Raw genomic sequence first — 14,890 nt, forward strand, 5'->3', positions numbered from 1 at the left:
CACCGTCCAGTCCGTCCAAACGTGCACGCACCGCCAACCGCGCCGCCCACTCCCATCCAGATCCGACCCGAACGCGCACACATCGCTCACCCGCACCGCCCACGCCCCGTCGGAATGTGCACGCGTCGCCAACTGCGCTGCGCCGTTCGTTCCTGGCCGAACGTGCACGCATCGCTCGCCCGCGCCGTCCGCTCCCCGTCGGAACGTGCACGCGTCGCCAACTGGGCCGTTCGTTCCTGTCCGGACGTGCACGTATCGCCGACCGCACCGTCCGTTCGCGTCTGAACGTGCGCGTCCCGTCGGCGGGAAAATGCGCTGCGTGCCGTGCCTGGGCGGCGCCATGATGAGTGCGTGACGACGCGCCTCACCGCAGGGGTGGTTCCGGGCGCCGGCGAGCGTGTTTGGTCGATGGCGCCGGAGGCTCCCGGGCGGGCCGTCGCGGTCGGGCCGGCCGACGCCGACGAGCGGCGGGTGGGCGCGGCCCTCGAACGGCTCGAGCGGCTCGTCGAACAGGGCGGCGTCGTGGCCGCCGACGCCGGGGTCGAGCTCGGGGCCGGGTTCCGCTCGGCGCGCATCGAGGGCGGGGCCGGCAACCGCCGCGACGGTGTGCTCGCCGCGCTGCGGGCCGTCGGCGCCGCGCCGCTCGGGGCGCCCGCCGCGGTGTCCGTGGCACTGTTCGGCATCGAGGCGACGAAGCCGCTCGGGGCGGCCGCGACCGCGGCGGTGGCCGACGGCCGGTGGGCGGCGCTGCGGTTCGCGGTGGCGGCCGCGGAGGTACTCGGGCCGGAACAGCTGGTGGCGCTGCTCGACGCCCTGTCCGCGGACGGCGTCGACCCCTTCCCCGACGGGCTGCCCTCCGTGGTCGGCGAGCAGCTGCGGCAGGTGCTCGAGGCGGTACCCGGGCCGCGGCGGGCCGTGCTGCTGCGCAGCCTCTGGGACGAGGTCTGCGCACACCAGGAGGCGGAGCGGCGCCACGACCGGCGGCGGGCGACCCAGGCCCGCACCGACCGGCTCGACGACCTGCGCCGCCGGTTCGCGCGTTACGACGACGACGCGATCGTCGAGGCCGTCCGCCGCTCGGTGCGCCGGGAGCCGACCCTGGCCGACGCCGCGCGATGGAAGATGCCGCAGTGGTACCGCCACCGCCGCACCACCGTCACCCTGCACGACTGCCTCGGCGCCACCGTGCTCGTGCGACTGGCCGTGTCGGTCGCCGACCAAGGCCCGGCCGCGGCGCTGGAGCGGCACCGCCACGAGATCGCCGCGGCCGGAGCGCTGCTGGACCAGCCCGCGGCGCAGCTCGCGGTGCGGCCGGTACCGGGGCTCACGGGCCTTCCCGCGCGCCCGGGCGCGATCCTGCGCGACCTCGACCGCCGCCGGCCGCGCCCCGACTCCTTGCCCAGCGTGATCGCCAACGCCCGCGCGTACGGCCGGCTGGCACTCGAAAACGCCGCCATCCTGATGTACGAACTGACAGAAACGGACGACGAGCACGTGCACAAGATCGCCGCGCGATGGGCCGCCGGGTCCATGAGCGACTGGCGGGACAAGGTCGGGCTGTTCTCGCCGGAGCGGCTCGCGCAGTGGTGGCAGCCGCGGCTCCTGCAGGGCATCGACGGCATCAGCCTCGGACAGCTCCTGGCCCGCGGCGAGCCGGTGCGGGAGACGATCGGCGACCTGCTGTGGCTGGCCGAGCTGGGCGACGCGCTGGCCCAGCTGGAGGGGGAGGCGGCGGCGGCGGTGGAGTACGGCCGGGCCCCGGATATCATCCTCGAGCGCCCGGAGGCATCGCCGCTCGAGCCGCGCTGGGACTCGATCGCGCTCGTCGCCGGCGGGACGGCGCAGCTCGCGGGGCTGGCCGGGCTGCGGCCGGGAACACCGGTGGCGGCCGCGGCGAGGCGGGCGCGCACCTGGAGCGGCCTGATCGCCGCGCTGCGGGCCGAGGCGGCCGTGACCGAGGCGCTGACCGGCTCCTTCGTCGTCCCCGCGGCCGTCCTGGCCGCGGACGGCGCCACGCTGCCGGGCGGCGACGAGCAGATCGAGATCGCGCACACGCCGCGGCGGACGGCGGAGTGGGGCGCGTACATGGGAAACTGCATCGGCGGCCCGTCGTACACCGAGGCCGCTCTGGCCGGGCGCGCCTTCCTGCTCGCCGTACGCGCCGCCGACGGCCGCCTCCTGCTCAACGCCGACCTGCGCCCGAGCGCACGCGGATGGCGGATCGATGAGCTGCGGGCGCGGTTCAACCACGACCCGGAGCCGGAGTTGGCCGACCGCTTCCGTGCCTGGGTGGCCACGCTGCCGCCGCCCCCGGACCCGGCCCACCCGACCGCGGTCGATCCGGAACTCCCGGCACCCGGCCACTTCCAGGTGCACGTCCGCGGCCGCCACGCCGAGGAAGAGGCCCGCGGACTGTACGCCCAGGAGGAGGCCCGCGGACGCCACCTTCAGGAGGAGGCCCGCGGACGCCACCTTCAGGAGGAGGCCCGCAGGCTCCACGTTCAAGAGCCGACCCGCGGCCGCCACGCGCAGGACCCGGCCCGCGGGCGGCGCAGCCGGACCCCGGCGGCGCGGATCGCGGCCGAGCACGGCCCGGCTCTGGGCGCCCGCGCGACCGAGGCCCTGCGCACTCCGCCAATGCAAGAGGCGCTGCAACTGCTGGCGCGGCTGGACGGCCCGGCCGGCGAGGACCTGGCGGCGATGACGGCGCTACGGAGGGTGTCGGCGGCCGCCCTGACCCGTACCGTGGCCGCAGCGCTCGAGGCCGGTGTCCTCACCGCCGGGCAGGTGTGGCGGGCCGGTGGTGCGCGGCCACTCAGCAGGGCGCTGGCCGCGTACGGGGCGAAGCAGGACGGACACGGAACGACGCACACCGGGCACGGGACGGCGCTGGACGGACCGGGGGCGACGCCGGCCGGGCACGGAAGGACGCTGGACGGGCTGGAAACGGCGCAGGCTGGACACGGGGCCGCGCACGCCGGGCACGGGGCGACGCTGGACGGGCTGGAAACGGCGCAGGCTGGACACGGGACGACACTGGACGGGCTGGAAACGGCGCAGGCTGGACACGGGACGACACTGGACGGGCTGGAAACGGCGCAGGCTGGACACGGGACGACACTGGACGGACCGGGGACGGCGCCGGCCGGGCACGGGATGGCGGAGCTGGCTGGACACGGGACGGCGCGGGCCGGGCACGGGGTGGCGGAGCTGGCGCCGTTGGCGTTGGACGAGCCGTTGACGGGATCGCTGCGTACGGTGGCGAAGGCTCCCGGCATCGCCGAAGCCCGGACCACCGAACTCGTGGCGCGGCGCGTCCGGCGGGCGATGGGCGTGCTGTTGCGGGCCGGTAACCCTGCGCTGTCCGGGCGGCGGCCGGAGGGGCTCGATGCGTCGATGCTGTGTGCGTGCGCGCTCGCGGTGACGTCGTGGTCGGGGCCCGGGGTGCCGGTGGCGGGGGCGCGCCGGGTCACCGTGCCCGGGTTTCCCGCCTCGGCGCTGAACGACGATGGCGGGCCCTGGGTCGCGGCCTGGCCGGATGCGGTGGAGCTGGGGGCGGACCGCGAGGTGTTCTGGGAGTGCGTTGCCGAGCACGGGCTGCTGATGCCGGCCGCGTGGCTCGAGCCGGCCGGCTGGGCGGCGCTGTGGGCGCACGCGAACCGTCACCGCTGACCGTTCGACCGCGCATGGCACTGCAGCCGGGCTACATGAACTGCCATCGCTCACCGCACGATTGCGCGCGGCCGGCCGGCGGCCGACCACAAACCGTCACCGCTGACCGCACGACCCTGCACGGCAGCGGAAGGCAATCGCACGACCGCGTGGCACCGCAACCAGAACGCGCAAAGCGACACCGGCAACCGCACAACCGCGCGCGGCACCGCAACCAGAACGCGCAAAGCGACACCGGCAACCGCACAACCGCGCGCGGCACCGCAACCGGAACGCGCAAAGCGACACCGGGCAACCGCACAACCATGCGCCGGCACTGGGCCAACGGGAACGCGCAAAGCGACACCGGCAACCGCACGACCGCGCGCGGCACCGCAACCAGAACGCGCAAAGCGACACCGGGCAACCGCACGACCGTGTGTGGCGCACACACCAGGCGACCTCGCCGGGCTGGGCGGTTACTCCGGGGGGACGTCCAAGTCGGTGTCGTCGGCGATGTCCTCGCACGGCACGCCCTGGACCTGGTCCGTGTGCGCCACCAGATAGGCCCGCGCGCCCACGTCCGCCGTCGCCAAGGTTGTCACGCCCGGCCAATGGTCGCGGCCCAGGATCACCGGATGGCCCCGTTTGCCCTTGTACGTCGCGGTCAGCAGGGCGGCCGCGCCGGGCGGCGTCGCGGCCAGTAGCCGGGCCACCGCCTCCGGGCCGATGCCCGGCGTGTCCACGAGCAGTACCACGACCGCCGAGGCGTCGGTGTCCGCGAGGGCCGCCAGCCCCACGCGCAGGGACGAGCCCATGCCGCTCTTCCACGTCGAGTTGTCCACCAGCGTGGCGTCGCCCAGCGAGGCCTCGGCGCGGACGCGGTCGGCCTCGGCGCCGAGGACGACCCACACACGTGTGCAACCGCCGTCGCGTAAGGTGGCGACGGCGCGTTCGACCAGCAGGCGGCCATCCTCGTGGCGCACGAGGGCCTTGGGTCCGCCGTACCGGCGGCCACCACCTGCGGCGAGTACGAGTCCGACTATCGCGCTCAGCGGGCTCTCCTACGTCCGACGGTCTACAGCACCGACTCGGACCAGATTAGTACCCGCTCGGTAGGCTGCATGCTCATGGCCCTCCATGATCACTGTTCGTACTGCGGCGCCGCCTATGAGCAAGGGGCGCCCTGGCCACGGGTCTGTGCCGCGTGCGGCGAGACCACCTGGCGCAATCCGCTGCCGGTGGCGGTGACGTTGCTGCCCGTCGACACCGACGAGGGGCGCGGCATCGTCGTGGTGCGCCGCGACATCGAGCCGAAGCGCGGTGAGCTCGCGCTGCCCGGCGGGTTCATCGAGGTCGGCGAGTCGTGGCAGGAGGCGGCGGTCCGGGAGCTGCTCGAGGAGACGACGATCCGGGCGGATGCGGGCGACGTCCGGCTGTTCGATGTGCAGAGTGTGACCAGCGGGAATCTCATCGTGTTCGGGGTACTGCCGCCGCGTCCTCTGACCGAACTGCCCGCGTCGATCCGGACGGAGGAGTCGCTCGGGTTCGAGATCGCCGTCGGGCCGCGGGAGCTGTGCTTCCCGACCCACACGGACATGCTGGCCGCCTACTTCGCGTCGAAGTAGGCCTCGACGATCGACACGTCCAGCGGGAACCGCACGGCCGTGTCGCCGAAGAGCAGCTGCCGGGCCTCGTCGCCCGCGGCGTGCACGGCGGCCGCGACCCCCTCGGCCTCCTCGCGCGGGCAGTGCACGATGACCTCGTCGTGCTGGAAGAACACGAGCTCCGCGCGGCGGCCGCCGCCGGTCAGGGCCGCGCGGAGGCGGGCCAGCAGGACGAGCGCCCACTCGGCGGCCGTGCCCTGGATGACGAAGTTGCGGGTGAACCGGCCGCGGGCCCGGCCCCTGGCCCCGCCGCGGCTCTCCACCTCGGCCCCGGGCTCGTCGAACCCCTCGCGCCAGCTCACCGACGCCGGCGGGCAGGTGCGCCCGAGCCAGGTGCGCACCAGTCCCCCGGCCTCGCCGGTGCGGGCCGCCTCCTCGACGAGGTCCCAGGCGTCCGGGTAGAAGCGGCGCAGGGCGGCGAGGGCGGGCGCGGCGCTGCCGCCGGTCTGGCCGTACATCGCGCCGAGCAGCGCGACCTTGGCCCGGGCGCGGTCGCCGTCGAACGCCTCGGTCGCGAGGGCCGCGTAGAGGTCCCCGGCCGCGCCCGCGCGGGCCAGGCGCTTGTCGCCGGAGACGGCGGCGAGCACCCGCGGCTCGAGCTGGCCGGCGTCGGCGACAACGAACACCCAGCCGGGGTCGGCGACGACGGCCCGGCGCACGACCTTCGGGATCTGCAGGGCGCCGCCGCCGCGGGTCGCCCAGCGGCCGGAGACGACGCCGCCGGGGATGTACTCGGCGCGGAACCGGCCGCCGGTCACCCACTGCTCGAGCCAGCTCCAGCCGTGGGCGGTCCAGAGCCGGAACAGCTCCTTGTACTCCAGCAGGATCGGCACGGCCGGATGGTCGACGTGCTCGAGCTCCCACTTGCGGGTGCTGCGCAGCATGATGCCGACGCGGGCGAAGGCGCGCAGCAGCTCGGCCGGCGACTCCGGGTGCACGCGCTGGCCCAGGGCCTCGTTGAGCCGGGCGCCGAGCTCGGCCAGGCGCGCGGGCGGGCCACCGACCGGCGAGGGCGGCCCGAGCAGCTCGCGCAGGAGGGCGTCGTGGACGTCGGCGCGCCAGGGCAGGCCGGCCAGGCCCATCTCGACGGCGACCAGGGCGCCGGCGGACTCCGCGGCGATCAGGGTGCGCATGCCGCCGGCCCGGGGGGCGAGGGGGTGCGCGGACTCGAGCTCCGGCAGCGACTCGACCCGGCGCCGCTGCGCCCGATAGACCGCCGTCAGCTCTTCCAGCGGTACCGTCGCCGCATCGAAGGCATCGAAGAGTGAGTCCTGCGACAGTCCGGGGGGCTCGGCCGCCCGCGCCGGCGGGTCGGGCGGCACCGGCCGTCCCGCCAGGCGGGCACTCGCCGCGGCGAGCGTTCGGGGCTGGCCCCAGGCGCCCTCCGCGCCGAGCAGGAGCGCCTCGGCGAGCTCGAGATCGTGGCAGCGCTCGACGCGGACGCCGGCGCGCACGAGCCGCGGGTAGATCTCGGCGGTGGACGCCCAGAGCCAGCGGGGGCGGTCGCGTGACTCGACTCGTGCGACCGCCCCCGCCAGATCCTGGACGTGCTGCTCGGCGCCGATGGGCGTGCCGTCGTCGGCCAGCGGGCGCAGAAGGCCGCCGGGGCCGGAGGGCGTCAGCGCGACGAGCATGAAGGCATTACATCGCACGGCCCCGGTACTACTCGTGGTAGCGCCGGGGCCGCGCGGGTCCGGTTACTTGGAGATGCCACCGGTCAGGCCGGCCTGCACCTGGCGCTGGAACACGATGTAGACGATCAGCACGGGCAGCATGGCCATGGTCAGACCGGCGAACAGGCCCGACCAGTCGGACTTGTACCCCTGGTTGACCGACAGGCTGATCAGGCCCTGGGCGAGCACCTCGTGGGTCTTGCCGGCGCCGCTCGTGTCCTGCATGAGCACGGTCGGCAGGTACCACTGGTTCCACTGACCGAGCACGTTGAAGATGCCGATGCTGATCAGGCCGGGCCGGGCCATCGGGAGCATCACGCGGAAGAACAGCGTGCTGTGCGAGGCCCCGTCCACCAGCGCCGCCTCGGCGACCGAGGTCGGCAAGGTGCGGAAGAACGAGTGCATGAAGAACACCGTGAACGACAGCGACCAGGCGACGTACACCAGGATCAGCATGAACCGCGAGTTCAGGCCGAGCAGGGGGAACGACACCCCGGTGTTGAAGACGCCCTTGAACAGCGGCACGATCGCGAGGTACACCGGCAGCGTCAGGCCCGCCAGGAACATGAAGTAGATCGCCCGGTTGCCGGGGAACTCGTAGCGGGACAGCACATAGGCGGCCATCGAGCCCAGCAGCATCGTGAGGACCACGCCGCCGCCGACGACGATGACGGTGTTGAAGAAGAACTCGCCGAGGCCGCCCTTGGTCCACGCGCGGGAGAAGTTGTCCCACTGCAGGCCGTGCGGGTTGAGGGACAGGGGCTCCTTGATGATGTACTTGTCGCTCTTGAACGACGAGACCACCACCCACAGGATCGGGTAGGCCACCATGAGGGCCCACACGATCAGGAACAGGTGGGAGAAGCCGCCGAACACCCGGTCGGAGAGCTTGGACGGCTCCGTGGAGGTCTTCTTCGGCACCGCGTGGCCCGGCCCGCCGCCGCCGGCGGGGGCCGTCCGCCTGTCGTTCACCGCCATGTCAGCCATGTCAGAACTCGATTCGTTCGCGGCGGGTGAACCGCAGCTGGAGGACGGCGATCAGCATCGTGAAGATCGCGAGCGCGACACCGAGGGCGCACGCGTAGCCGAACTGACCGCGGTTGAAGGCATTGAACTGAATCACGGAAGCGAAGATCTCGGAGGCGTGGTCGGGGCCGCCCTGGCTGGGAGTCATGACGTACACCAGGGCGAACATGTCCAGCGCGGTGATGCCCAGGTAGACCCAGGCGACCGAGATGTTGTCGCGCAGCAGGGGCAGCGTGATCCGCACGAAGGTGGCCAGGCGGCCGGCGCCGTCGAGCAGCGCCGCCTCGTAGATGTCCTTCGGGATGCCCTGCATGGCCGCCGAGAACAGGACCATGTAGAAGCCGACGCCGCTCCAGACCGCGATGAGCAGGAGCCACCAGAGCACGGCAGGGATGCCGAGGATCGGCGTGGGGTCGGCGACGAACAGGTTGGGGTGCTGGGGGTCGATCAGCCCGACCTTCATGAGCAGCCCGTTGAGCAGGCCCTGGTCGTCGGTGCGGTAGATCGCCTGCCACATGACGGCGATCAGGACCAGGGAGAGCACCTGCGGGAAGAAGAAGATGACCTTGTAGACGCTGGACCCGAAGACGCCCCGGATGCCGGCCTTGTCTCCGCGCCCGCCCACATTGAGGAGGAACGCGAAGAACAAGGCCAGCGCGATCGTGAACAGCGGCACGGTGACAAGGAAGAACACGTTGTGCCAGAAGGCCTTGTGTACCAACTCGTCCTTGAACAGCCGGACGTAGTTGTCCACGCCGACGAAGTTCTGCTTGTCCGAGTAGCCGCCCCAGTCGGTGAACGAGTACCCCACCGCCTGGGCGAACGGCCACACCACGTAGAACGCGAAGAGCAGTACGGGTAGGGCGAGGAAGCCCGTCACGAACCGCGCTTTACCGTGCCGCATGATCAGTCACTACCTAACCGGGAAACGGGGTCAGTTGGCGCGGGTCTGCTTCTTGATGCTGGAGTCCTTGCTGATCTTGTCCGCGATCGCCTGCATCTTGGTGACGAAGCCGGCGGCGTCGGTACGACCGGCCATCAGGTCCTCGGCGAGGTTCTGGCTCTCCTTGTCGTAGTCGGCGTAGAAGTCCGGGAACCGGAAGGAGACCAGGTCCGCGGGCGCACCCTTCATGAGGGCGTTGGCGCTCGCCAGCGCCGGGTCGTCCACCTTGTCGCCCGAGCCCTTGACCGAGGCCAGCGACTTGGTGAGCGAGGCGAACGCGCCCGCGCCCTCGGTGGACAGCATCGCGCGCAGGTACTCCTTCGCGCCAGCGGCGTTCTCGGCCTTGGCCGGGACGACCCAGTCCTCGCCGGCACCGGCGTAGACCGCGCCGGCCGCCTTCGGGCTGGCCACGTCCCAGTAGTTCGACAGCGTCAGCTTGAACGCCGGCGGCAGGGTCTTCGCCATCTCGTTCTTGTACCAGGTGCCCAGCTGGATGAACGCGGCCTTGCCGTCCAGGTGCGCCTGCTGCGACTGGGTGTGGTTGAGGCCCTGCGAACCGGCCAGGATCAGCCCGTCCTTGACCATCTTCTCGATGTTCTGCAGGCCCTCGAGGATGCCCGCGGCCTTCCAGGCGTCCGGCTTGAGGTTGTCGATGTCGACGACGGCCTGCTTGCCGGCCGCGTTCCACACCGTGGTCATGATGTGCCAGCGCGGGTAGTAGCCGTGCACGCCGTCGTAGACGAACGGGGCGATGCCGGCGGCCTTGATCTTCGGGGCCAGGGTGAAGAAGTCGGCCCAGGTCTTCGGCGCGGTCCAGCTGTTCTTCTCGAACAGGGCGGCGTCGTACCACATGCCCCACACCGTGTAGGCGTACTTGAGCGTGTAGAACTTGCCGTTGAACGTGCCGTCGTTGATCGTGCCCGGCAGCAGCGAGTCACGGATCTTGCCGGTGCCGTCCCAGGTCGGGGCGTCGAGCAGGTCGTCCAGCGACTGGATGGCGTTCTCGCTGATCAGCGTGCTGGTGTCCATGATGTCGGCACCCGAGTTGTTGATCAGGTCGCTCGGAGTGGTAGCCATCTTCGGCTGCTCCTGCGTCTTGATCTTCTGGGTGGCGCTCTGGTTCACCGTGACGTTCGCGTGCTTCGCGTTGAAGATCGTGACGTCCTTCTTCGCGTAGTCCGTACCCAGGCCACCGTCGAAGACGACGACCTTGACGGTGCTGCCGTCCTTGACGCCGAACGGGTTGTCGTTCGACTTGGTTCCGGTGTCGCCCGAGCCCTTGTCGGACGAAGAGTCCGAGCCGGCGCAGGCGGAGAGCAGCCCGGCGGCGGGGGTGGCGAGCAGGCCCGCCGCCGCCGCGCGCCGCAGGACGGTACGACGAGTCAGTTCATTGGACATTTGGGGGTCTCCTCGGTTCGGGTCAGGCGGTACGTCGGACGCGTCCGGCGTACCGCGACTCGAGGGTGTGGTTGTGCTCGTCCCCGCCGGGGACGTTTGCGGACAGGTAGACGGGAGCCACCTCGCCCGCGGCCTCGATGCGTCGCACGACCTCGGCGACCACCAGCTGCGCGATGAGCGCGTTGGTGACCGAAGAGACCGGGCAGACCGCGCCGCCGCTATCCAGCGACAGCAGTGCGTCGCCGTACGGCGCGCCGTTGTCCAGCACGACGTCGGCAATGTCGGCGAGCCGCTGGCCCGAGGGGTGCCTGGGGGACACCCGTCCGGTGTGCTCGACCGATGTGATGGCGATCAATTTGTGCCCGCGCTGCTTGATCAGCAGCGCCATCTCGACGATCCCCCCGTTGATCCCCGACTGCGAGGCCATCACGAACACGTCCTCGGGACGCGGCGCGGCGATCTCGTAGAGCCGGGCCGCGATGCTCGGATCGCGTTCCAGCTTCTCGTTCTCGAGGATCTTCGGATCCTCGCCGCCGTAGACGACGAGGTCCCGCAGGAGGATCTTGTTCGTCGCCACGAGGCCCCCGGCGCGGCCGGCGAAATCCACCGCCACCGCCTCGGAGTGCCCCGTGCCGAACGCCTGGAGGAGGCCGCCGACGCGCAGCGCGGCGGCGATGTGGTCGGCCGCCCTGCTGAGGTTGTCGGCCTGGGTGAGGGCGATCCGATCGATGACCGACTGGATCGCGGAGACGTAACCGTGAGCGGTGACGGCCATCCCGTCGCCCTTTCTCGCGCGAGCGTCCTGGAGAGTGGTCACGACGCTTCCTTTCCGGAGGCCGACCGATGGCCGGCGACCGCCTGGGCCGTGACGGAGAACGCTGCGTGGGCGCGCTCGTGGGTGCGCTGGGCGACCGCGATGTACAGCAGGTCGAGCACCACGAGCTGCGGGTGCCGGGCCGAGAGGGCGTCCGGCCGGAAGGTGGTCGCCTGCGTCGCGGTGAGCAGGACGATGTCGGCGACCTCGGCGAGCGGCGAGCGGGGGAAGCTGGTCAGCGCGATCGTCGTCGCGCCCCGGCTGCTCGCCTCGGCGATCATCTCGATCGTCTCGCGGGTCTGCCCGCTGTGCGAGACGCCGAGGGCCACGTCGCCGGCCTTGAGCAGCGCCGCGCTGGCCAGGCCGTTGTGCACGTCGGTCCAGGCCCAGGCGGCGATGCCGATGCGGTGCAGGCAGAACTGCATCTCCCCGCCGACCAGCGCGCTGCCGCTCGCGCCGTAGATGTCGACCCGGTCGGCGCGGGCGATGGCCTCGGCGGCGCGCTCGATCTCGCCGAGGTCCAGCAGCGACGCGGTGTCGTGCATCGCCTGGGTGTCGGCGGCCATGATCTGGCCGAGCACGCGCTCCAGCGGGTCGGTCGGCTGGATCTCGCGGCCGATGTCCATGGTCCAGCCGCCGGTGCGCGCGGCCCGGCCGGTCTCGCCGGCGATGGCCAGGCGCAGTTCGGCGTACCCGACGAAGCCCAGCGCCCGGCAGAAGCGGGTCACGGTCGCCGGCGAGGTGCCGCTGCGCTCGGCGAGCTCGACGATCGTCGAGCGGGCCGCGGCGGCGGGGTCGGCCAGGATCAGCTCGGCCACGCGCTGCAGGGCGCCGGTCAGTTCGGGCAGCCCGGCGCGGACGCGGACCAGGACGCTCTCACCGTTGCCGGCGGCGGCGAACCCGTCGGCCGGGGCGGGCGAGATGGGTGCGGATGCCATCGGCGAGGCACTGACGGCGGTCGGCACCACCGTCGTGAGTTCCTCGCGAGACACCATCGCTTTTCCTTTCAGCAAGGTTCCTTAACTGTTAGTGGTAAAAGTTCTTACTGAAGCCCCCTTCTTGTCAAGGAGTTGGGCGAAGTTTTCAAACTGTTACCTGCGAAGTGGATCTTAAAGGGAGCTAAAAGCCCAGCTCAAGCCGCATCTCGATCTTGAGAGCGGCGTTCCGCTGCTCGCCCTAGGAGATCACCCCGAACCGGCCCCGCGGCAGAGCCCGGCCGCAAATACGCCCGATTTGTTACGCGGCCGGTACGGTCCGAATCCGCCGGTTTTCACGGAAAAGGCCGAACCAGTCCCCGTTGGGGATGGTTCGGCCGGGCCGATGATCTTCCGGTTGACCTGGGCGTTCTCAGCCCGTAACACTCCCGTGCTCATGTAGGGCGCTGGTCAGAATTACCAGACCTTCCCGCGCCTCGTCCTCGGTGAGGTTCAGCGGCGGGCCCATCCGGATCACCGTGCCGTAGAGGCCGCCCTTGCCGACCAGCAGGCCGTCGCGCCGGCACGACTCGAAGACCGCCGCGGTCGCGGCCGCGCTGGTCAGCTCAATGCCGATCATGAGCCCCTTGCCGCGCACCTCGGCCACGATCGGGCTCTGCACCGCGCGCAGACCATCTAGTAGGAGCGCTCCCACGCGGGCCGCGTTGGCCTGCAGGTCGTGCTCGACGATGTAGTCGAGCACCGCGTTGCCGGCCGCCGTGGCGATCGGGTTGCCGCCGAACGTCGAGAACGAGATGCCCTGCACCGAGTCGAGGACCTCGGCCCGTCCGACCACGCCGGCCAGGGCGAAGCCGTTGCCGATGCCCTTGGCGAAGGTCAGCAGGTCGGGCGTGACGCCGTGGGCCTGGTAGCCCCAGAAATGCTCGCCGGTGCGGCCCCAGCCGGTCTGCACCTCGTCGGAGATCAGCAGGATGCCGTGCTCGTCGAGGACCCGCTGCCAGACGCCCATGAGCTTGTCCGGGCCGTGCGTGAACCCGCCGACGCCCTGGATCGGCTCGGCGATCAGGCACGCGACCGGGCCCGCGGTCGTGGTCGCGAGCACCTCGCGGAGGTCCTCCTCGGCCGCCTCGAGGTACCGCTCGTCGCTCATGCCCCGCAGCAGCCCGCGCAGCCGGTCGCCGGAGTGCAGGTAGCTCACGTTGTACGGGCTGTACGCCGAGGCCGACCACGCACGGTTGCCGGTCACCGCGATCGTAGCCGCCGTGCGGCCGTGGTAGCTGTTGCGCACCGCCAGGATGCTGTTGCTCCCGCGGGTGTTCGTCGCGACCTGCAGCGCGGCCTCGTTCGCCTCGGTGCCGGAGTTGGTGAAGAAGACCCGCGCGTCCGGGATGCCCGACAGCTTCGCGATCTTCTCCGCCAGCTCGACCTGGTGACGGATCAGGTACAGCGTGGACGTGTGCACCACGCCGGTGCGCAGCTGCCGCTCGACCGCCTCGCGCACCTCCGGCAGGTCGTAACCGAGCGAGTTGGTCAGGACCCCGCCGAAAAAGTCGAGGTAAGTTTTTCCGTTACTGTCCGTGACCCGGGAACCCTTGCCGGTGACGAGTTCGAGGGGCTCGTCGTAGTACACGGGCATCCAGCCGGGCATGACCCGCCGATGCCGGGTGAGTAGGTCGTCCATGAAGTACATTCTCGCGCTGGCGTTTTCCGGACGCTTCGATATGCTGACCGGCGATGTCGACGGCACCGAGACGTTTACTCACGCTCCTGGTCACCGCGCTGTTTCTGGTGACCACGTTCGGTGACGCCGCTTCGGCCGAGCCGACCCCCAGCGGCGACGTGGACGGCAACCAGAACCTCACTGTGCGTCAGGCCCTGGACAAGGCGACGGCCGAGTACAACGACGCCAAGGGCCGGCTGGACAAGTCGGTGGCCGACCAGGCCGCGATCGGCGACCAGATGGCCAAGACCCAGACCCGCCTCGGCGAGCTGCAGGGACAGGCGGGGACGATCGCCAACGCGGCGTACCGCGGCCACCGGGTCAGCATCGTCAACGTCGTCATCGGCGCCCAGGACGCCGACGACATGCTGCACAACATGGTCACCGTGGAGTACATGCTCCAGCAGGAGGACAAGCAGCTGCGCGAGATCGCCGCGACCCAGCGCCAGCTGGAGCAGCAGCGCAAGGACGCCGACGCCGCCGTGGCCAACCAGCAGGCGCAGCTGAAGATCATGGAGGCCAACAAGAAGGCCGCCGAGGACGCGCTGCGCAAGGCCGGCGGCGGCGCGGACGTCGGCTCGGGCAGCGCCCCGTCCGGCGGCAAGGTCACCACGAACCCGGTGGCCCGCAACTCCGACGGCTCGTTCCCCTCGGAGGGCTGCTCGGGCGACGACCCCACCACCAGCGGCTGCCAGTCCCCGCGCACGACGAACATGTACAACGAGGCCCGCAAGGCCGGCTTCACGCACTACACGTCGTGCTACCGCAGCGGCGGGGGTGGCGACCACCCGCTCGGCAAGGCCTGCGACTTCTCCGCCAATGCATCGACATTCGTCAACGCAAGGGCGACCGGGGCGGACAAGACCTACGGCGACAACCTGGCCGCGTGGGCGCTGGCCAACGCGAAGAACCTCGGCATCAAGTACGTGATCTGGTACAAACGCATCTGGCAGCCCAGCAGCGGCTGGAAGTCCTACGGCGGCGACGGCACCCCCGCCGGCGACCACTACAACCACGTGCACATCTCGATGCAGTAACTGGAATCGCATCGTCCAAACGGCAC

General features: G+C 71.4%; 12 protein-coding genes. 4 read left to right on the forward strand and 8 right to left on the reverse strand.

Features of this window, described 5'->3' with window-relative positions; translation table 11 throughout:
- Positions 1-351 precede the first annotated feature (351 nt).
- Positions 352-3,672, forward strand: a complete 3,321-nt coding sequence (locus tag AB0B76_RS35435; RefSeq protein ID WP_360383642.1) for a hypothetical protein — start codon at positions 352-354, stop codon at positions 3,670-3,672.
- Between the two features lie 458 nt (positions 3,673-4,130).
- Here AB0B76_RS35435 and AB0B76_RS35440 read toward each other — a convergent pair whose 3' ends face one another.
- Entirely contained in the window at positions 4,131-4,706 is a 576-nt protein-coding gene (locus tag AB0B76_RS35440; RefSeq protein ID WP_360383735.1) for a nucleotidyltransferase family protein, read from the reverse strand.
- Positions 4,707-4,781: 75 nt separating this feature from the next.
- On the opposite strand from AB0B76_RS35440, the gene AB0B76_RS35445 reads away from it, so the two are divergent.
- Positions 4,782-5,279, forward strand: coding sequence for an NUDIX domain-containing protein (locus AB0B76_RS35445; protein ID WP_360383644.1), 498 nt, complete (start codon positions 4,782-4,784; stop codon positions 5,277-5,279).
- Here AB0B76_RS35445 and AB0B76_RS35450 read toward each other — a convergent pair.
- The 7 genes from AB0B76_RS35450 to AB0B76_RS35480 form a co-directional block, all read right to left on the reverse strand.
- A complete protein-coding gene (locus AB0B76_RS35450) occupies positions 5,261-6,952 on the reverse strand; it encodes a bifunctional 3'-5' exonuclease/DNA polymerase (RefSeq protein ID WP_360383647.1) in 1,692 nt (563 codons plus the stop codon). The genes AB0B76_RS35445 and AB0B76_RS35450 overlap by 19 nt on opposite strands.
- A gap of 63 nt (positions 6,953-7,015) precedes the next feature.
- The gene (locus tag AB0B76_RS35455; protein ID WP_360383738.1) at positions 7,016-7,822 is read right to left on the reverse strand and encodes a carbohydrate ABC transporter permease; all 807 of its coding nucleotides are present in this window, start codon (positions 7,820-7,822) and stop codon (positions 7,016-7,018) included.
- A gap of 157 nt (positions 7,823-7,979) precedes the next feature.
- The gene (locus AB0B76_RS35460) at positions 7,980-8,921 is read right to left on the reverse strand and encodes a sugar ABC transporter permease (RefSeq protein WP_360383649.1); all 942 of its coding nucleotides are present in this window, start codon (positions 8,919-8,921) and stop codon (positions 7,980-7,982) included.
- Between the two features lie 30 nt (positions 8,922-8,951).
- Positions 8,952-10,358: an N-acetylglucosamine/diacetylchitobiose ABC transporter substrate-binding protein gene (ngcE, locus tag AB0B76_RS35465; RefSeq protein WP_360383651.1), complete on the reverse strand. Its 1,407-nt coding sequence runs from the start codon at positions 10,356-10,358 to the stop codon at positions 8,952-8,954.
- Between the two features lie 22 nt (positions 10,359-10,380).
- Positions 10,381-11,133 carry an SIS domain-containing protein gene (locus tag AB0B76_RS35470; RefSeq protein ID WP_360383740.1) on the reverse strand — a complete coding sequence of 251 codons (753 nt, stop codon included), beginning with the start codon at positions 11,131-11,133 and terminating at the stop codon, positions 10,381-10,383.
- 38 nt (positions 11,134-11,171) lie between these two features.
- Positions 11,172-12,110: a MurR/RpiR family transcriptional regulator gene (locus AB0B76_RS35475; protein ID WP_360383742.1), complete on the reverse strand. Its 939-nt coding sequence runs from the start codon at positions 12,108-12,110 to the stop codon at positions 11,172-11,174.
- Positions 12,111-12,519: 409 nt separating this feature from the next.
- Positions 12,520-13,788: an aspartate aminotransferase family protein gene (locus tag AB0B76_RS35480; protein WP_360383653.1), complete on the reverse strand. Its 1,269-nt coding sequence runs from the start codon at positions 13,786-13,788 to the stop codon at positions 12,520-12,522.
- Between AB0B76_RS35480 and AB0B76_RS35485 the strand changes: the two genes are divergently transcribed.
- The gene (locus AB0B76_RS35485; protein ID WP_360383656.1) at positions 13,787-13,912 is read left to right on the forward strand and encodes a hypothetical protein; all 126 of its coding nucleotides are present in this window, start codon (positions 13,787-13,789) and stop codon (positions 13,910-13,912) included. The two genes, AB0B76_RS35480 and AB0B76_RS35485, sit on opposite strands and share 2 nt — an antisense overlap.
- Positions 13,896-14,864 carry a hypothetical protein gene (locus AB0B76_RS35490; protein ID WP_360383658.1) on the forward strand — a complete coding sequence of 323 codons (969 nt, stop codon included), beginning with the start codon at positions 13,896-13,898 and terminating at the stop codon, positions 14,862-14,864. The genes AB0B76_RS35485 and AB0B76_RS35490 overlap by 17 nt, the downstream gene beginning before the upstream one ends.
- The last annotated feature ends 26 nt before the right edge of the window (positions 14,865-14,890 follow it).

The sequence above is a fragment of the Dactylosporangium sp. NPDC049140 genome, assembly GCF_040648435.1.

Bases quoted from the DNA above. Each gene is read 5' to 3' on its own strand.
- AB0B76_RS35445 (WP_360383644.1), top strand. From the start codon at position 4,782: ATGGCCCTCCATGATCACTGTTCGTACTGCGGCGCCGCCTATGAGCAA.
- AB0B76_RS35450 (WP_360383647.1), bottom strand. From the start codon at position 6,952: ATGCTCGTCGCGCTGACGCCCTCCGGCCCCGGCGGCCTTCTGCGCCCG.
- AB0B76_RS35455 (WP_360383738.1), bottom strand. From the start codon at position 7,822: ATGGTGGCCTACCCGATCCTGTGGGTGGTGGTCTCGTCGTTCAAGAGC.
- AB0B76_RS35460 (WP_360383649.1), bottom strand. From the start codon at position 8,921: ATGCGGCACGGTAAAGCGCGGTTCGTGACGGGCTTCCTCGCCCTACCC.
- ngcE (WP_360383651.1), bottom strand. From the start codon at position 10,358: ATGTCCAATGAACTGACTCGTCGTACCGTCCTGCGGCGCGCGGCGGCG.
- AB0B76_RS35470 (WP_360383740.1), bottom strand. From the start codon at position 11,133: ATGGCCGTCACCGCTCACGGTTACGTCTCCGCGATCCAGTCGGTCATC.
- AB0B76_RS35475 (WP_360383742.1), bottom strand. From the start codon at position 12,110: ATGGCATCCGCACCCATCTCGCCCGCCCCGGCCGACGGGTTCGCCGCC.
- AB0B76_RS35485 (WP_360383656.1), top strand. From the start codon at position 13,787: ATGAAGTACATTCTCGCGCTGGCGTTTTCCGGACGCTTCGATATGCTG.
- AB0B76_RS35480 (WP_360383653.1), bottom strand. From the start codon at position 13,788: ATGGACGACCTACTCACCCGGCATCGGCGGGTCATGCCCGGCTGGATG.